The organism is Roseovarius nubinhibens ISM (assembly GCF_000152625.1).
GTDB classification, from domain to species: Bacteria; Pseudomonadota; Alphaproteobacteria; order Rhodobacterales; family Rhodobacteraceae; genus Roseovarius; species Roseovarius nubinhibens.
In genome coordinates, this window is record NZ_CH724156.1 from 1,924,663 (window position 1) to 1,942,906 (window position 18,244).

Here is an 18,244-nt window from a genome sequence, read left to right on the forward strand (position 1 = left end):
GAAACTCGCCCATCGGCGGTCATCTTCTGTCCATCTTTGCCCCGCATACCGCGCGCATGATCGACACGTTGCATTCTGCCCTGCCGCGCGCCCTGCGTCTGACCCTGCTGTTCGCGGCAGAGCTGGTGCTCGTCATGCTCGCGTTTCAGCTCTTTGCCTCCTTGGAATGCCGCGCCACCTCGGTCGAGGGCGCCTGCCGCGCGCTGCGCGGCGTCGGGCTGCGCGGTGTGTCGCTCCTGGTGCTGCTGGCGGTCTATTTCTGGGCGGTGCGGGCGGCCTGGCAGGCGTTCCTCCGGCTGGCCGCGGCGCGCAATGGCGGCACCCGCTGGGTGGCGCTGCATGTCGCGGGGCTCATGCTCATCATCCTGCCCATGGCGCTTGTGCCCGATCACGCGCTCAACCCGCTCTTTCACCGCATCCTGCCGCTGATGGTGCTGGGCGGCGGCATGGCGGCGGTGGGCGGTCTCTTCTGGCTGGCAGGGCCCCGTGACTGGCAGCAATGGCTGCGGCCCCGGCTGGTGCCGGTTCTGGCGCTCGTCCTCCTCGCCGCCCTCCTGCCAAATCTGGCCGAGGCCATCGGCCCGATCTGGTATTGGGAGACCCTGACCCAGATCACCTTTGCCGGGGTCGCCCTGATGCTCGCGCTGGTGGCCGATGTGCCGGTGGTCGACCCGGCGGCGCAGATCATCGGCACCAATGGCTTTCTGGTCGCAGTCGCCGATAGCTGTTCTGGCGTCGAAGGCTTTGTTCTGGTGAGCGCCTTTCTCGCGCTCTACGCCGTGCTCTTTCGCGACCGGCTGCGGCTCACGCGGTTCTGGCTCTGCGTCTGGCCCGTGGCGCTCTTGCTGAGCTGGCTCTTCAACGTCATCCGCATCACCGTGCTGATCATGATCGGGGCCTATGCCTCGCCCGACCTCGCGGTGAACGGCTTCCACAGCTTCGCGGGCTGGCTCTTCTTCATGCTGCTCGCCATGGCGGTGCTTTTGGTGGTCGACCGCATCGCAGGGCTGCGCCGCGTCCCCGGCCGCGACGCCCCGGCGATCCCGCTGGCCGAAGATGCGCTGGCCGCGCGCATTCTGCCCTTTGTCCTTTTCATGGTGGCGGGCGTGCTGGCCCAGAGCTTTTGGGCCGATCCGATCCTCGCCTACCCGTGGCAGGCGCTGATCATGGCGCTGTCGCTTTGGTGCTTTCGCGTGCCCCTGCGCGCCTACCTCTGCCGCCCCTCGGCGCTGGCCTTGGGGGCCGGGGTTTTGGTGGGTCTTCTATGGGTCAAATCCGCACCGTCGTCTTACAGCCCAAATACCGACGCGTTACAGACCCTGTCTCAGGCCGGTCTCCTCCTCTGGATCGCGGCGCGCTGTCTCGGCACCACGCTGCTCGTCCCGGTGATCGAAGAGCTCTTCTTTCGCAGCTATCTTCAGGCCCGCCTGACCCAAGGACTGACCGGCCCGCTGGGCCGCCCATTTGCTGTTTTACTGGCGATTGCCGTCTCCGTCGGCTGCTTTGCCCTGCTGCATGATCGCTGGATCATGGCCGCCGTGGCCGGCGTCATCTTTGCCGCGCTCTATCACCGTCGTGGGCGTCTCGCGGACGCCGTCGCGGCCCATATGGTGGCCAATCTGATCATCGCCATCGCCGCCGCCTCGACCGGCGACTGGGCCCTGATCTAGGCGGCGCATATGAAAAGACCGGCGGACCCAAAAGGGCGCGCCGGTCCTTGTTTCCTTGACCGATCCGGGCTTAACCGCGGCGGCGCTTGAGCTCCCAAGCCAGTGCCAGCATCGCCATCACAGCCGCCAGCGCCAGCAGGCCAGAGCTTGCATCGATTTCCGGCACCGAGCTCACATTGCCCGACCCGCCGGTCGACCCGTGACCCCAGCGTTCATAATACCAGTCCCAGAACCACCAGCCCCGAGATTGTGCCGAAGCCGCCCCGGCCGTGGTCAGCACGGCGAGCGTCGAAAGAAATGCCGTTTGAGTAATACGCAGCATGATATCTCCCCAAGAAATGACCTGCAGATAGCTTAGCTAATGCCTTCGAAAAAAAGCAAAGTTTAACCACAGTTTTGCCAGATTTCACCAAAATCGGGAAACAGATTCCCCTTATTTCAAAGACTGTTCTCGCTTCATGGTCAATTCTGGCCGCAGACCCCCTCAGAGCCATCCTGCCTCAGAGTCGCGTCGAATCACGGGCCCTATTCTGCCGCGTTGAGCGGTGTCTTGGCCGCGCTGACCAAAGGGGTCGGAGGCGTGCCAACCGTCACATTCTCCGACCACAGGATTTCCGGCGGCGGTGTCCGCCGCGCCGCCCGGTCGAGCGCCAGATCCCGCGCCGCCCGGCTCGCCCGGCCCAGTGAAAGTGCCGCCAGAAGCCGCGACAGCCAGATCAGATAGGTCGTCGCCCAGACCCTTAGCGCCAGCATCGACGGCGTGAAAATCAACGTCAGAACGGTCGCGATCCCAAGGCCAAAGACCACCGCCGTCGCCAGCTGTTTCCACCAGAGCGCCGTCGGGCTGTCGAAGGAATAGCCGCCATTGACGAAATCGAGGCTGAGCCCGAACATCATCGGCGTGAGCCCGGCCATGGTGGTGATCGTGGTGAGCAGCACTGGACGAATACGCGCCTCGGCGGTCCGGGTGATCGCCTCGATCCGGGGCATATAGCGCGAATATTCCTGATAGGTGTCGATCAGAACAATGTTGTTGTTCACCACGATCCCCGCCAGCGCGACGATGCCGGTGCCGGTCATGATGATCGAAAATGGCTGGTTCATCACCATCATCCCGATCAGCACACCAGTTGTCGAGAGCACCACCGCCAAGAGCACCAGAACGGCATTATAGACGCTGTTGAACTGCGCCAGCAGGATGATGAACATGAGGCCCAGCGCCCCCAGAAAGGCCTTTTGCAGGAAGGCGCCGCTCTCGGCCTGATCTTCCTGATCGCCGGTCCATTCATAGGCGATCCCAGCGGGCAGCACCCCGCTGTCGAGCCACTCGGTCAGATGGGCGATCCTCTCGTTGGCATTGATCGGAACCGTTGTTTCATTGCCCTTTTCATCGCGATCTATGCGGGTGAGCCCGGTCTCGACGGCGGCCTTGATGTCGAAAAACCGGGTCTGGTCAATCCGGTCGATCTGGGCGAGACCCTGCACGGGTTTGCGGGTGATGAAATTCGACAGCGGCACGAGGCCTTCGTTGGTGCGGACCTTGAGCGTGTCGAGGGTGGAGAGGACGCGGTCTTTTTCGGGGAGGCGGACGCGGATGTCGATTTCTTCGTCGCTGGTCTCGACCGGCATGGTGTCCAGAAGGATCCCGCGGGTGACGAGCTGAACCATGGCGCCGACGGTGGCGACATCGGCACCAAACCGGCCAGCCTTTTCGACGTCCACATCGATCTGCCAGTCGATAGAGGGCAGGGGCAGCGTGTCCTCGATGAGCGTAAGCCCCCGAGTTTCTTCGAATTTCTCGCGTGCGGTCTCGGTGAAATCGCGCAGGAGCTGCCAATTGTCGCCCTTGATCCGCAGGTGAACGGGCTTGGCGGAGGCGGGGCCGCGTTCGAGGGCGAGGATCTCGATCTTGATGCCGGGGATCTGCGAAAGGCGGGCTGTGAGCTCGTCGATCGTGCGGTCGCCATCGGCCTCAGGGTCGGAGATTTGTCGTGTGAAATCAAGGCCAAAGAGGCTGAACCAGGTCTCGCGGCGGGTCGGGCGGTCCTCCCAGGCGATGAGCTCGATCTGGACCTGGCCGATGGTGTCGCGGGGCGGTTGCGCGCCGCCGGTGTTGTTGTTGAGCCCGCCGTCGCCGGCAAAGGCGAAGGCGCTTTTGACATTGGGGTGTTCGAGCACGATCTCCTCGGCCTGACGCACGAGGCTATCTTGTTGTTCCAGCGAGAGATTTCCGCGCGCGCGCACATAGACGATGGCGTTTTCCGGCTCGGATTCCACAAAGAATTCAACGCCGCGATTGTTGCCCATGTAGAAGATCAGCACCGAGCCGACGAGCACGAAAATCGCCGCAAAGGCCAAGAGCGGCGCGACCGGATTGGCGGCGATGAGGTGGATGAAACGGCCAAAAACGCTACGTCGGTGTTGCGTCGGTATCTCGTCGGCATCGCGACTGTGGCGATTTCGGACCATTCCAGCGGCCAATCGGCGGATCCGGGCAAAGCCCGCGCCGAGCCCGACAAAGAGCGCCACCACCGAGGCGAGCCCCAGAGCCGCCAGCGCCACCACCCCCAGCATGAGGACAAAGGCCCCGATGAGCGTCGGGATGACCGAGACCACAATCGCCCCCATATTCATCGCGCCAAAGAGCAGACCCACCAGCGCCATCAGCGCCGGGATCAGCGCCGCCGCAAGCATCAGCGCCGCAATCGCCACCGGGAAGAGCAGCAGATGCCAGAGCAGCCGGCCCTGGCTCAGCGTGTCGATGCGCATCGACAGCCAGCGCTCGATCCGGCCCGTCACCCCGCCGACCACCGGCAGGTAAACCAGCGCCACCAGCAGCGAGGCCGAGAGCACAAAGATCAGCGTGACCGGCAACATGCCCATGAACTGCCCCGGAATGCCGGGCCAGAAGAGCATCGGCAAAAAGGCACAGAGCGTCGTCGCGGTCGAGCTCACCACCGGCCAGAACATCCGCTTGGCCGCCTCGACATAGGCGTGCATCGGGCCGGAGCCCTCAGAGATCCGCTTGTCCGCATATTCGACCACCACGATGGCCCCATCGACGAGCATCCCCACCGCGAGGATCAGCCCGAACATCACCATGTTGGAGACGGTCACGCCCATCACGGCGAGCAGCGCGAAACACAACAGGAAGGAGGTCGGGATCGCAAACCCCACCAGAAGCGCCGGGCGGATGCCGAGGGCGGCGAGCATGACGATCATCACCAGCGCGATGGCGGTGAGCACCGAGCCTTCGAGCTGTTTCACCATGGAGGCCACGGTGCGCGACTGATCGCCGGAGGTGCCGACAGAGACCGTGGCGCGCAGCTCGTCCGGCCAGGAGGCGCGGGCGGCGTCGACGGTTTCGCGGACCAGCGCGGCAGTGTCGATGATGTTGAAGCCTTTGCGTTTGACCACCTGCAGCGCGACGGTGGTCTCGCCATTGAAGCGCGCGGTGCCGAGCCGGTCCTCGAAGGTGAGGTTGATCTGGGCCAGATCGCCGAGCGTGATCACCCGGTCGCCATTGGTCTTGATCGGCAGTTCGTAAATGTCGCGCGGCTCGTTGAAGGAGGCGGGGATTTTCACCGCGAAACTGCCCGTCTCGCTGCGGATCTCGCCCGCCGCGATGAGCTGATTGTTGTTGCGCACCACGTTGATCAGCTCGCCCGCGGTGACGTTATAGGCCTCGAGCCGGAGCGGATCGATCACCACCTCGACCATCTCGTCGCGATTGCCCGCGATCCCAGCCTCGAGCACCGGATCGAGCGCCTCGATCTGATCCTGCAGCGTCTTGGCAATCTGCGCCATGGTGCGTTCGGGCACATCGCCCGAGAGGGTCACGACGAGAATGGGAAATTCCGAGAAATTGATCTCGTTGATCGTGTATTTCTCGTAACCTTCGGGGAATTTCGCCTCGGCCGCGCTCATCGCGTCGCGGACATCGGCCATGATCTTGGTCTTGTCCCAGCCAAATTCGAACTCGAGCGCCACGCCGGCATAGTTTTCCGCCGCGGTGCCGGTCATCTTGTCGAGCCCGTCGAGATCGGAAAGCTCGGTCTCCATCACCTTGACCAGAAGGGTTTCGCTATCCTCGGCCGAGATGCCGGGGAAGGGGACAGAGACGAAGAGCGCCGGGATTTCGATGTCGGGCTCGCCCTCTTTGGGCAGGCTCAGATAGGCCATCGTGCCGGCGAGCACCGACAGCACGATAAAGGCCAGCACCATGCGGGCGCGTTCAGAGGCCCAGTCGACCAGCCCGGTCATTGCGCATCTGCCTGATAGCTTGGCCGAACCCGGACCCCGTCGGTGACATATTCCTGACCGATGACGATGACATCGGCGTTGTCGGGCAGACCGGCGAGCCAGACGCCCTCGGGCGTGTCGCGCAAGAGCTGCACCGGGCGGAAGGCGGCGGTGTCCTCTTCCGTGACGAGGCGCACGCCCATGTCGCCCTGATCGTTCAGGGTGAGCACCGATTGCGGCAAGAGATGCGCCGAAGCGCCATCGGCGGCGATCAGGATCTCGGCGGTCTGGCCGTCGCGGATCGCCAGATCGTCATTCTCGACGGTGACTTCGACCCGGAAGGTGCGGGTGACTTCGTCGGCGGAGCGCGACAGAAAGCTCACCTTGCCCGCGACCTGTTTGCCGGAGGCGAGCGTCGCGGTGGCGGGTGCGTCGAGCGTCACGCGGTCGACCTCGGTTTCCGGCACGAAACCCACGAGGATGATCGGATCGAGCTGCAGCACCGTGGCGCAAAGCGCGCCGGGTTGCAGCAGGCTGCCGCGTTCGGCGGTGTCGGTTTCCAACAGCCCGGCGAAGGGCGCGGTGATGGTGAGCCGGTCGATTTCCTTTTGCGCGGCGGCGATCCCGGCCTGGGCGCTTTCGATCCCGGCGCGGGCGGCTTCGATCCCGGCGGCGGCGCTTTCCAGCCCGGATTGCGCGGATTTGAGCCCGGCCTCGGCGCTGCTCAGCGTGGCTTCGGCACCGCGCACGGTGGCCTCGGTCGCGGCGACGCGGGTGTCGGAGGCATAGCCGCCCTGGCTCAGCCGTTTGGCGGCGTTGTCGTTGATCTGTGCCTCGCTCAGCCGGGCCTTGGCCTCTTCGACGCGGGCGCGGCTCTCGGCGACGCGGGCCTCGGCCTCGGGGACTTTGGCGCGGGCCTCGGGCAGGCGGGCGCGGGCCTCGGCGAGCCGCGCCTCGGCCTCGGCCAGCGTCGCCTCGCGGGTGCCGGGATCGAGCGCGCAGAGCGGCTCGCCCGCCTCGACAAAGCTGCCCTTGCGGCGCGGCTCGGAGGTCACGAGACCGGAGGTTTCGGCGCGCACCTCGACCTGGGCGTCGGCCTCGGTCCGGCCACGCAGCACCACGGCGCTGTCGATCTGGCGCGCGACGGAACGGGTGACGATCACCCCGGGCAGGGCGGCGCCCGTCTCGGCATCCGGCTCGGCACTCGTGTCGGGCGTCGCGGCGGCGGCGGTGTCGGGCGCGCCGAACCGGTCGCGTTCGAAGACGAAGAGATAGATCAGCACCATGACGACGATGGCGGCCAGGATCGGAAACAGACGCATCAAGCACCCAATGGTTTGGCTTTTCATCATCGGCCGGGCGGCGGGGCTGGGGCGAGGCTCTGAAAAGCGGGTTGTAACGAAAATAGCTGATTTGATCTAAACGGGCCAGTTTAGGGTACGTCTTTGCGCTTTGGCTTGCAATATGACGGATTGGCGCAACAGTTGCGGCCCTTGGCAGCGGCAAGGCGACAGGTTAAGACGGGGCAAATCGACCAAGGGGCCAGGCCAACGTGAGCGATACAGACAGCTTTATTAACGAGGTGAGCGAAGAGGTTCGCCGGGATCGGCTCTTCGGATTGATGCGGCGCTATGGCTGGATTGCCGTGCTGGCGGTTCTGCTGCTGGTGGGCGGCGCGGCCTATAATGAGTGGCGCAAGGCGAATGAGCGCGCGGCGGCAGAGGCGCTGGGCGACGGTATTCTCGCAGCCTTGGAACAGGATGAGGCCGAGGCCCGCGTGACGGCGCTGCAGGCGATTGACGCGCCGGACCCGTCGGCGGATGCGGTTGTGACGCTGCTCGCGGCGGGGGAATCGCTCGGCTCCGATCCCAAGGCCACGGCAGAGGCGCTGGTGGCGCTGGCCGAGCGCGGCGATGTGCCGATGGTTTACCGCCAGATTGCCACGCTCAAGGCGGCGGCGATCGGCGCAGAGGGGCTGGCGGCCGAGACGCGGCGCGAGCTGCTCGATGGGCTGGCGCTGGGCACTGGCACGATCCGGGTGCTGGCCGAGGAACAGCTTGCCTATCTCGACATCGAGACCGGCAACCAAGAGGCGGCCTTGACCCGGCTTGAGGCGCTCTATGTGGATGCCGAAGCGAGCGAAGGCCTGCGGCAGCGGGTCGGTCAGATCGTTCTGGCGCTTGGCGGCGAGCTGAGCGGCGAGGCCGCCAGCGATGTTGCACGGCAGGCGGACGGCGGTTAACGTCGCAAACGACAGCCAATTAGGGGGCGCAGAGTGGTGACCAGACAGATTGCGATCGCGGGGTTGATTGCCCTTGGTGCGCTGGCCGCATGTGCCAAGCGTGAGCCGATCCTGCCGGGCGTGCGCGAAGAGATTCGCGAGGACGCTGGCGAAGAATTCGGCATCGTCACCAACGCACAGCGGACCAATCAGGCGCTGCCGATCCGGCTCGCTCCGGTGACGGCCAATGCCAATTGGGTGCAGCGCAGCGGCTCGCCGATGACCCGGGTGGCGCATCCGGCGCTGTCGGCAGCACCGCAGCGGATCTGGTCGGCCTCGATCGGGTCGGGCGACGGGCGCAAGGCGCGGATCACCGCCGATCCGGTGGTCGCAGGCGGCCGTGTCTTCACCCTCGACAGCGCGGCCACGGTGGCCGCGACCTCGACCGGCGGGCAGGTTCTCTGGACGCAGAATCTCGTGCCGCCCAATGATTCCGGCAATGACGCGAGCGGCGGCGGGCTGGCCTTTGGCGATGGCAAGCTCTTCGTCACCTCGGGCTTTGGCATGATCAGCGCGCTCGACCCGGCCACCGGGCGGGTGATCTGGGAGCAAAAGCTGCGCGGCACCGGGTCGGGCAGCCCGACGGTCTATGACGGGCTGGTCTATCTGGTCTCGGCCGATGACGAGGCCTGGGCGCTCGACACTGACAATGGCCGCATCAAATGGCAGCTCAGCGCCGCCCCCGATGCCAACAATATCCTCGGTGGCCCGGCCCCGGCCGTCTCCGAGAAATACGCCGTCTTTGCCTTTGGCGCGGGCGAATTGCAGGGCGCGTTCCGCAAGGGCGGTCTGCGGCTCTGGGATGCGCAGGTGGCCGGTCGCCGCAGCGGTCTGTCGCAATCGCTGGTGGCCGATGTCACGGGCGATCCCCTGATCATTGGCGACCGGGTCTATGTCGGCACCCATTCCGGCCGTCTGGTGGCGCTCAAGCTGGGCAATGGCGAGCGGATCTGGACCGCGACCGAAGGCCCGCTGAGCCCGGTCTGGCCGGCTGGCGATGCGCTCTTCCTGATTTCGGACCGCAACGAGCTCATCCGGCTCAACGCCGAGGATGGCACCCGCGTCTGGTCGCAGAAACTGCCCTTCTTCGTGAAGGAAAAGCCGCGCAAGAAGGCACGCATCTATGCCCATTACGGCCCGGTTCTCGCTGGTGGTCAGCTTGTCGTGGCCTCGAGCGATGGCAATCTGCGCTTTTACGATCCGGTGTCCGGCGCGCTGCGCCGCACGGTCGAAATCCCCGGCGGTGCAACCAGCAACCCGGTGGTGGCGGGCCGCACGCTCTATGTCGTGTCGACCAACGGGCAATTGCACGCTTTCCGTTAGGCCCGCGATAGGGTAAGGGGGCAGCTTGATTGCTGCCCCACCTCTGCCCGGAGCCGAGAGAATGAGTTTTACACTGGCCATCGTTGGACGCCCGAATGTGGGCAAGTCCACCCTGTTCAACCGTCTGGTTGGCAAGCGTCTGGCCTTGGTCGACGACCAGCCGGGCGTGACCCGCGACCTGCGCGAGGGCGAAGCACGGTTGGGCGATCTGCGCTTTACCGTGATCGACACCGCCGGTCTCGAAGATGCCACCGACGATTCGCTTCAGGGCCGGATGCGGCGCCTGACCGAACGGGCGGTCGATATGGCCGATATCTGCCTCTTCGTGATCGACGCCCGCACCGGGGTCACCCCGATTGACGAGGTGTTTGCCGAGATCCTGCGCAAACGGTCCGAACATGTGATCCTGGCCGCCAACAAGGCCGAGGGCGCGGCGGCGGATGCCGGTGTGATCGAGGCCTATGGCCTTGGCCTTGGCGAGCCGATCCGCCTGTCGGCGGAACATGGCGAAGGGCTCAACGATCTCTATTCGCAGCTGATGCCGCTGGCCGATGGCTATGCCGAGCGCGCCCGTCAGGATGCGCCGGAAACCGATGTCACCCTGACCGAGGAAGAGGCCGAGGCCGGTGCGCCCGACGACCCGCACAAGCCCACCGAGGCGCGGCCGCTGCAGGTGGCCGTTGTGGGCCGTCCCAATGCCGGGAAATCGACCCTGATCAACAAGATCCTCGGCGAAGAGCGTCTGCTCACCGGGCCGGAGGCGGGGATCACCCGCGACGCGATCTCTCTCAAGATGAATTGGGACGGGGTGCCGATGCGTGTCTTTGACACGGCGGGCATGCGCAAAAAGGCTAAGGTGCAGGAAAAGCTCGAGAAACTGTCGGTGAGCGACGGTCTCAGAGCGGTGAAATTCGCCGAGGTCGTCGTCGTTCTTCTCGACGCGGCGATCCCGTTTGAACAGCAGGATCTGCGCATTGCCGACCTCGCCGAACGCGAGGGGCGGGCGGTCGTGGTGGCGGTCAATAAATGGGATATCGAGGACGAGAAGCAAGAGAAGCTCCGCGCCCTCAAAGAGGCGTTTGAGCGGCTCTTGCCGCAGCTGCGCGGCGCGCCCCTGGTCACCGTTTCGGCCAAGACCGGACGGGGGCTCGACCGGCTGCATGCGGCCATCGTCAAAGCGCATGATGTGTGGAACCGGCGGGTCAGCACGGCGCAGCTCAACCGTTGGCTCACGGGGATGCTCGAGCAGCATCCGCCCCCCGCGCCGAGCGGTCGCCGGATCAAGCTGCGCTATATGACACAGGCGAAAACGCGTCCGCCGGGGTTCGTTGTGATGTGCAGCAACACCGAGAAAATGCCGGAAAGCTATACCCGCTATCTGGTCAATGGCTTGCGCGAGGATTTCGACATGCCGGGGACGCCGATCCGGCTGCATATGCGCAGCCAGTCGGACAAGAACCCCTATAAGTCGAAGAAGAAATCGACGCCGTCGCGGCTGCGCAAACACCTGGGCAAAGGGCCTGCCGACAAAAAGTAAACGGGGCGCGACGGGCCGGGAATGGCCCGTCGGTATCCAGTCGGTATTGCGTCGGTAAAACGACAGTGGCGGTTTTGCCGCTCGCGGTCGCCGTTAACCGATGCGGCGCGGGCCGTCGGCGAGTTGCTTGATCGCCAGCACCGCGAGGATGAGCACGCCGCCGGCTGCCAGTGCCAGCACCACGGCGGGGCCGTCGGGGAGGTTGGACACGGCAATCGCCACCAGCGCCCAGATCACCGCCACCGGCAGGCCCAGAGCGCCCGGGCGGCTCAGCATCAGACCGATGGAGAGCATCAGGGCCAGGATGAGCGCGATCACCGCCGCGAGAATGCCGGTGCCGACGCCAAAGCCGCCGAGCAACAGCCCGATCGAGACGGAAGACGCGGCGGTGAGCCAGCCCGCATAGAGCCCGACGGGCACCAGCGCCCACCAGGCGTCGCGGGCAGGCGCGCGCAGCCAGGCCAGGACCGCGCCGAACCACATCAGCCAGATCATCAGCGTGGCGACCACCGGGCTTTGCTGGGCGACCCAGAGCCAGCCCACGCCCAGCGCCAGCGAGAAGAAGAGCGGCGCGCGCATCGGCGCCCAATCGGGCGCGTCGCGCCGTGCCCAGACGCCATAGGCGCCATGGGCGATGAGCCAGAGGTAGAGCAGCCCCCAGATCGCGAAGGCATAGCCTGCGGGCTGCACCGGCGGATCGACCTGCGGCACCGGGAATTGATCGGGCGCGTAGCCGCCAAATCCCGGTGTGGCGAGCGGGGCTGCGGCAAAGAGCAGGGCGGCGAGGAGGACGAGATAGGGCATGGTATACCGGTATTTGAGGCGTGGGATCTTTGGCGTAGCCTCAAGGTAGCTCTGTTTGGCGTCAGTCAAGGCGCGGTGTTTTTGGGAGGTTGGGTATGACCCGCATCATCATCCTGTGCGACGGCACGTGGAATTCGCCCGATATCGTGATGCCCACCCATCTCGTAGAGCTGAGCCGCCTGTTGGTGAATGACCCGCGGCAGGGGCAGGTGGTGGCCTATTTCGCGGGCGTTGGCACCGACCGGCGGTTCGACGGGGCGGTGGGGCGGTTTTTGAACAAATGGGGCGGCGGGGCCTTTGGCTGGGGCCTCGATGACAAGGTGAAACAGGCCTATCAATTCATCGCCAAAGCCTATCGGCGGGGCGATGAAATACAGGTCTTTGGCTTTTCGCGCGGTGCCTATACGGCGCGGTCGGTGGTCGGGATGATCCGCAAGTGCGGGCTGATCGAGGACACCAGCCCGGCGGCGGTGAACCGGGCCTTTGCGCTCTATCGCAAGCGCGGCGCGCGCAATGCGCCGGATGCGCCGCATATCCGCGAAGCGCGGCGGCGGATGTCGCCGGGGTTTGCGACGTCGCAGGAGGATCTCGATTGGCGCGGCGATGGCTCGGAGCTCGTCCGGGTCGGATTTGTCGGTGTCTGGGACACGGTGGGCGCGCGGGGCATTCCCCTCTCGCTCTTTGGGCCGGTGGCGAGCCTGTGGAACCGGCAGTACAGGTTTCATGACATGCAGCTGTCGCGGCTGGTCGAACGGGCGCGCCATGCCGTGGCGCTCGACGAGCAGCGGCTGTTCTACCGCCCGGCGCTTTGGGACAATCTTGAGCGGCAGGGCAGCAGGCTCGGGCTCAACGGCGGGGTGCGGGGCGCGGCGCGGCCCTATCAGCAGCTCTGGTTCATCGGCACCCATGGCATTCTGGGCGGCAGTGCGGGCAATCGCGGGCTGAGCGCGCTGCCGTTGCAATGGGTGGTGGAGGGGGCGCCGGGGATCATGTTGCGGCCCGGGGCGCGGTTGCCGGGGGTGCCGGGCGATCCGCTGGCGGAAACGACGCTCTTGCCGCGCGACGAGGGGCTCTTGCGGCGTTGGCGCGAGGGGCCGGAGCGGATGGAGGATATCCATCCGTCGGTGTCGATCCGGGTGCAGACCCGGGCCAAGTATCGGCCCGGGTCGTTGCGCCTGTGACGGAGGGCTGGTTCAGACCAGCGTGCCGTCGGCGGCGAGGATCGTCTTGCCGCCGAGATAGGGGTGAAGCGCCTCGGGCAGGGCGACCGAGCCATCGGCCTGCTGGCCGTTTTCCAGCACCGCGATGAGGCAGCGGCCCACGGCGAGGCCCGAGCCGTTCAGCGTGTGCAGGAATTGCGGCTTGCCGCCATCGGCGGGTTTGAACCGGGCGTTCATGCGGCGCGCCTGAAAGTCACCGCAGACCGAGACCGAAGAAATCTCGCGATAGCTGTCCTGACCGGGCAGCCAGACCTCGATGTCATGGGTGCGGCGCGCGCCAAAGCCCATGTCGCCGGTGCAGAGCACCACGGTGCGATAGGGCAGGCCGAGCCGTTCGAGAATGCCCTGGGCGCAGGCGGTCATGCGGTCAAGCTCGGCGCGGCTCTCATCCGGGTGGGTGACCGAGACCATTTCGACCTTTTCGAACTGGTGCTGGCGCAGCATCCCGGCGGTGTCGCGCCCGGCGCTGCCCGCTTCCGAGCGGAAACATTGGGTATGGGCGACATAGCGGCGCGGCAGGTAATCGGCCTCGACGGTGAGCCCGTTGACGATATTGGTGAGCGTCACCTCGGCGGTGGGCACCAGCCACCAGCCATTGGTCGTCTCGTAGCTGTCTTCGCCGAATTTCGGCAATTGCCCGGTGCCATACATCATTTCCGGGCGCACCAGCACCGGTGTCCAGGTCTCGGTCAGCCCGTTTTCGTCGATATGGGTGTTGATCATGAACTGCGCCAGCGCCCGGTGGATGCGCGCCACCGCGCCCGACAGCACCACAAAGCGGCTGCCCGACAGTTTCGCGGCGGTCTCGAAATCCATCCCCGGCAGCACGCCGTCGAGCTCGTAATGCTCTTTCGGGGTGAAGTCGAAGACGCGCGGCGTGCCCCAGCGGTGGATTTCCACATTGTCGGCCTCATCCGCGCCCTGCGGCACGTCGTCGAAGGGCAGGTTGGGCAGGCCCATCAGCAGATCGGTGAGCTGTTGATCGAGCTCCTTGGCCTCGGCCTGCATGGCGGCGACTTCGGATTTCTTTTCGCCGACCAGCGCGCGCAGGCGTTCGAACTCGGCCTCGTCGCCCTTGGCCTTGGCGGCACCGACCTCTTTGGAGGCGCGATTCTGTTCGGCCTGGGCGGTTTCGGCGGCATGGATCAGCGCGCGGCGTTTTTCGTCCAGCGCGAGGATTTGCGACGATGCGCCATCAAGCCCCCTCAGCGCCAGGGCGGCGTCGAATGCGGCGGGGTTGTCGCGGATGGCACGGATATCATGCATGTCTTTGGTCCTTGCGGCGGATGATTCACTGAATTTCCCGCGTTATGCACCAGTTTTCGCGCCACGGGTAGGGGCGAGGCGCCTGTGCGGCACTGTGGCGGGTTTTGGGATGAAGGGGTGTAGGTGAGAGGCTGGACAACGACCCAAGCGGGGCTCGTTACGGCTGCTTCCTTCCGGACCTGACCGGGTTGGCGAGGTGCCTGCCCGCGCCAACCTCTCACCGGGCTATGTAGTGGCAACGGGTCCCGAGTGCAAGACGGGAGTGGGGGGACGGGGGTCAGAGCGCGAGGCGGAATTTCTGGAACCCGTCGTCGTCGAGGTCGAGGAATTCGATGCCTGCGAACCGTGGCGGCAGCGGCACATGGCGCAGCCCCGGCCCGCTGCGGCAGACCACGGTGGTGCCTGGCATCGGGCGAAAGCGCCAGACAGGGTCTTCGGGCGGGGTGATCTGGCCGGTCTCTGCCAGGTCCGCGATGATCAGGTCGCGCAAGAGCGCGCGGCTCGGCATGATCCAGCGGTCGGGCGCGATCGCGGGGAACGGCCCGCTGCCGGCGGCGCGGTAATGGTTGGTCGCGAGCAGGAAGCGGTCGTCCTCCTGAACCGGTTTGCCCTGATAGCAGAGCGCGTGGATGCGGCTCGTGCCCGGCGCGATCTCTTCGCCGGTGAGGCTGAAACGCGGCGGCTGGGCGAGGTCGATCTCATAGGTGAGCCCGTCGATCACCTCAAAGATATGGCCGGGGGCCTCGAGATTGCAGAGCTTGGCGTCGCGCGCGCCGGGGGCCACCTGCAGATAGACCAGCGCCGCGCAATCGAGCCAGTGGCGCAGCTCGCGCCCGGTGACCACCGCGCCGATGAGCGTGTTGGGGAAGGCGTAGAGATCAGCGCCGTGGCGCAGCGCCAGCGGGCCGGCGGGGATGTCGGTGAAATACTCCGGGCCGCCGCGGCCGCCGGTCTTGAACGGGGCGACGGAGGAGAGGATCGGCAGATCGGCGAGCGGGCCGCCTTCGACGGCGCGGGCCAGGGCGCGGCGCTGGGCCCCGGCGACCAGCCGTTCGGCGGGGTTGTGCCCCAGGAGCGACAGGTAGCTATGGAGCGGCGCCGAGGTGGTGCCGATGCTGCGCCGGGTCTGGGCAAGCGTCGCGTGATGGGCCGGGGTGAGCCGCGCGTCGAGCGCCGGATCGGGGGGCAGCGTCTCGGCATGATGCGGCGCGACGGGCAAGGCCCGGGCGGTGGCCGCGCAGAGCCGCCAGCGATCGTCACGGCGCAGCAGGTCAAACTCGATCACCCCGAGATGCGAGCCGCGAAACCCGGGCATCACCGTGGCGGTGCCGTTGATCCGGCCCCGGCTTTCATCGATCTCTGTGCCGGGGGCGGCCAGAGCCTTGCCGCCGGGAAAGACGTCATGGATGTGACCGGTCACCAGCCCGTCGATCCCGGGGATGCGCGACAGCGGCAGGGCGGCGTTTTCCAACCCGGGGAGCGAGGCCTCGGGGCCAAAGCCGGTATGGGCCAGCACGATCACCAGATCGGCCCCCTCGGCGCGCAGCGCCGGGACCAGCCGTTCGGCGATGTCGGTCATATCGGTGCAGGTGATATGGCCGTCGAGATGATGCCTGTCCCAGGTCAGGATCTGCGGCGGCACCAGGCTCAGCAGTCCGATGGTCAGCGGATAGGTCGCGCCCGAGGCGCAGGTGACATCGCGGTGCAGCAGCAGTTGCGAGGCCCAAAACCGGTCCTCTTCGCGCGCCGGGGTCAGATTGCTCGCCACATAGGGAAAGCGGGCCTGACCCGTGGCGCGTTGCAGCCAGGCGAGGCCGAAGTTGAATTCATGATTGCCGAGACCCGCCGCGTCATAGCCAAGCGCATTCATCGCGTCGATGATCGGGTTGAGCGTGTCCTCGGAGGGGGTGTCGGGGGCGGTGTCGGGGGCCGGGGTCCGCGAGAAATCCGACAGCGGCGTGCCCTGCAGCATGTCGCCATTGTCGACGAGCAGCGTGTTCGCGGTCTCGGTCCGGAGCCGTTTGATCAGCGTCGCGAGCCGCGACAGCCCATAGGGCTGATCCGCCTGATCGGTGAAGTAATCATAGGGGAGCAAATTGGCGTGCACATCGGATGTGGCCATCAGACGAAACAGGGCGCGATCCTGCACCTCGGTGTCTGTGGTCGGTGTGATACACGATGCAATCATCAAGGTAGTGGCTCGCAGTCAAACAAATTGTGACAAAATCGGAACGTAAGCTATCCTGAAGCTATCATCTATTTAGTATCAATCAATCGAAAGTTGTAGGCGTTTATTCTGGTATAAATTTTATTCCATAAATGTTTAGGTCGTAGAACGAAGACGCCGAAAACCGGTGCGGGGGCAGGATGAAACATGCGGAAGAGGTGACATTTGGCGGCGCCGGTCTCGACCGGTTGGCGCTGTTGCGTGAGGATGCCGAGGCCCTCGCGGAGGCGATTGCGCAGCGCGGCGCGGAGGTCATCCTTCTGTGGCGGGGCAAGCCTCTGGTGGAGGATGACAGCCTGTCGCGGCTGTGCCGTTTGCCGGTGGATCACCCGGTGGTGACGGCGGCCGGGGCGGTGGGCGCGGCGCGCTATCTGCTCGGGGCCGAGACGGCGGAGGGGCCGGTGATTCTGGCGCAGGATATCTCGGACTGGGAGCCGGCCGGGCAGGACGCGATCCTGCCGGATGTGTTTCTCGACGAGACCTTGCAGCATCATCCCGAACTGCCGCGTGCCAGCGGTTTTGCCGAGCTGCGGCGGCTGATGGCGCGGCTGAGCCGGGTCGATGCCGAGCTGGTGGCGATGGCCAAGGCGCTGCATAGCTGGCACGAGAGCCACGGGTTCTGTGCCGCCTGCGGCGCGCGCAGCGTGATGAGCAAGGGCGGCTGGCAACGCGATTGCCCGGCCTGCAAGAAGCCGCATTTCCCGCGCACCGATCCGGTGGTGATCATGCTGATCACCCGGGGCAATTCGGTGCTGATGGGGCGGTCGCCGGGCTGGCCCGAGCGGATGTATTCGCTGCTCGCGGGGTTTGTCGAGCCGGGCGAGACGATCGAGGCGGCGGTGCGCCGCGAGGTCTATGAAGAGACGCAGATCGAGGTCGGCGCGGTCGGCTATCTGGCGAGCCAGCCTTGGCCCTTTCCGACCTCGCTGATGATCGGCTGTCGCGGTGAGGCGCTCAGCGAAGAGATCACCATCGACCCGAAAGAGATCGAGGATGCGCTCTGGGTGCCGCGCGAGGAGATCATGCAGGCGATGGCGGGGGATCACCCCCGGATTGCCGCCGCGAGAAAAGGCGCAATTGCGCATTTTCTGCTGCGCAACTGGCTTGCGGACCGGCTGGAATGAAGCGAAAATACCGACATAACAGTATTTGGGGCATGACCGATCCATGAAATTTTCGTCAAAGGAAGATGTCGAGGCGCCGATTGATTTCGTCTTCGCGCAAGTGTCGGATTTCGCCTCTCTTGAACGGTCGGCCCTGCGGCGCGGCGCCGAGGTGCAGCGGGTCGATGACCTGACGTCGGCAGGGGCCGGGATGGCCTGGGACGCGGCGTTCGAATTTCGCGGCAAGCGGCGGCAGACGCGGCTCGAGCTGGTGGAGTATGACGCGCCCAACGCGATGAATTTCCTATCGACCTCGCAGGCGCTGACGGCGGATGTGGCGGTCGAGCTGGTGGCGCTGTCGCGCAAACGGACCCGGCTGCAGATGACCATCGACCTGAAGCCGCAGAACCTGTCGGCGCGGCTCTTGGTGCAATCGCTGAAACTGGCGCGCGGGTCGATCAAGCGCAAGTTCGACAAGCGCATGGTGGGCTTTGCCCGCGACATCGAACAGCGCCACGCGCGCTCTGCCTGAGCGGGGCGCGGGGCGGTCTTTGTGGGGCTGCCCGTGCGG

At 65.9% G+C, this 18,244-nt stretch carries 13 protein-coding genes and 1 other RNA gene; 7 read left to right on the forward strand and 7 right to left on the reverse strand.

Annotation, left to right across the window (positions count from 1 at the left end):
- The first annotated feature begins 56 nt into the window (after positions 1–56).
- Positions 57–1,670, forward strand: coding sequence for an exosortase E/protease, VPEID-CTERM system (xrtE, locus tag ISM_RS09255; protein ID WP_009813885.1), 1,614 nt, complete (start codon positions 57–59; stop codon positions 1,668–1,670).
- Between the two features lie 70 nt (positions 1,671–1,740).
- Here the strand turns inward: xrtE and ISM_RS09260 are convergent, their stop codons facing one another.
- The 3 genes from ISM_RS09260 to ISM_RS09270 all read right to left on the reverse strand — a co-directional run bounded on the left by ISM_RS09260 (position 1,741) and on the right by ISM_RS09270 (position 7,234).
- Positions 1,741–1,992, reverse strand: coding sequence for a VPEID-CTERM sorting domain-containing protein (locus ISM_RS09260; protein ID WP_009813886.1), 252 nt, complete (start codon positions 1,990–1,992; stop codon positions 1,741–1,743).
- Between the two features lie 203 nt (positions 1,993–2,195).
- Positions 2,196–5,933 carry an efflux RND transporter permease subunit gene (locus ISM_RS09265; protein WP_009813887.1) on the reverse strand — a complete coding sequence of 1,246 codons (3,738 nt, stop codon included), beginning with the start codon at positions 5,931–5,933 and terminating at the stop codon, positions 2,196–2,198.
- Positions 5,930–7,234, reverse strand: a complete 1,305-nt coding sequence (locus tag ISM_RS09270) for an efflux RND transporter periplasmic adaptor subunit (RefSeq protein WP_040618427.1) — start codon at positions 7,232–7,234, stop codon at positions 5,930–5,932. Before ISM_RS09270 ends, ISM_RS09265 begins: the two co-directional genes overlap by 4 nt.
- 230 nt (positions 7,235–7,464) lie before the next feature.
- Between ISM_RS09270 and ISM_RS09275 the strand changes: the two genes are divergently transcribed.
- The 3 genes from ISM_RS09275 (at position 7,465) to der (ending at position 11,053) form a co-directional block, all read left to right on the forward strand.
- Positions 7,465–8,154 (forward strand): hypothetical protein, encoded by a 690-nt coding sequence (locus ISM_RS09275; protein ID WP_050754130.1) that lies wholly within the window; start codon positions 7,465–7,467, stop codon positions 8,152–8,154.
- 36 nt (positions 8,155–8,190) lie between these two features.
- Positions 8,191–9,516, forward strand: a complete 1,326-nt coding sequence (locus tag ISM_RS09280) for a PQQ-binding-like beta-propeller repeat protein (protein WP_009813890.1) — start codon at positions 8,191–8,193, stop codon at positions 9,514–9,516.
- Positions 9,517–9,577: 61 nt separating this feature from the next.
- A complete protein-coding gene (gene der / locus ISM_RS09285) occupies positions 9,578–11,053 on the forward strand; it encodes a ribosome biogenesis GTPase Der (RefSeq protein ID WP_040617986.1) in 1,476 nt (491 codons plus the stop codon).
- Positions 11,054–11,146: 93 nt separating this feature from the next.
- Here the strand turns inward: der and ISM_RS09290 are convergent, their stop codons facing one another.
- On the reverse strand, positions 11,147–11,857 hold the full coding sequence (locus tag ISM_RS09290; RefSeq protein ID WP_009813892.1) for a tryptophan-rich sensory protein: 711 nt from the start codon (positions 11,855–11,857) through the stop codon (positions 11,147–11,149).
- Positions 11,858–11,952: 95 nt separating this feature from the next.
- Here ISM_RS09290 and ISM_RS09295 point away from each other — a divergent pair, with 95 nt between their 5' ends.
- Complete coding sequence (locus ISM_RS09295) at positions 11,953–13,038, forward strand: DUF2235 domain-containing protein (RefSeq protein ID WP_009813893.1); 1,086 nt, start codon at positions 11,953–11,955, stop codon at positions 13,036–13,038.
- A gap of 12 nt (positions 13,039–13,050) precedes the next feature.
- On the opposite strand, the gene serS is transcribed toward ISM_RS09295, so the two are convergent.
- The 3 genes from serS to ISM_RS09305 all read right to left on the reverse strand — a co-directional run bounded on the left by serS (position 13,051) and on the right by ISM_RS09305 (position 16,531).
- Positions 13,051–14,343, reverse strand: coding sequence for a serine--tRNA ligase (serS, locus tag ISM_RS09300; RefSeq protein WP_009813894.1), 1,293 nt, complete (start codon positions 14,341–14,343; stop codon positions 13,051–13,053).
- Positions 14,344–14,464: 121 nt separating this feature from the next.
- Positions 14,465–14,563: signal recognition particle sRNA small type (ffs, locus tag ISM_RS17975), an RNA gene on the reverse strand.
- A 57-nt stretch (positions 14,564–14,620) separates the two neighbouring features.
- Positions 14,621–16,531: a bifunctional 2',3'-cyclic-nucleotide 2'-phosphodiesterase/3'-nucleotidase gene (locus ISM_RS09305; RefSeq protein WP_009813895.1), complete on the reverse strand. Its 1,911-nt coding sequence runs from the start codon at positions 16,529–16,531 to the stop codon at positions 14,621–14,623.
- A gap of 179 nt (positions 16,532–16,710) precedes the next feature.
- On the opposite strand from ISM_RS09305, the gene nudC reads away from it, so the two are divergent.
- Both nudC and ISM_RS09315 read left to right on the forward strand, forming a co-directional pair.
- Entirely contained in the window at positions 16,711–17,694 is a 984-nt protein-coding gene (gene nudC, locus ISM_RS09310) for an NAD(+) diphosphatase (RefSeq protein ID WP_009813896.1), read from the forward strand.
- Positions 17,695–17,737: 43 nt separating this feature from the next.
- Positions 17,738–18,205, forward strand: coding sequence for an SRPBCC family protein (locus ISM_RS09315; protein WP_009813897.1), 468 nt, complete (start codon positions 17,738–17,740; stop codon positions 18,203–18,205).
- Positions 18,206–18,244 lie beyond the last annotated feature (39 nt).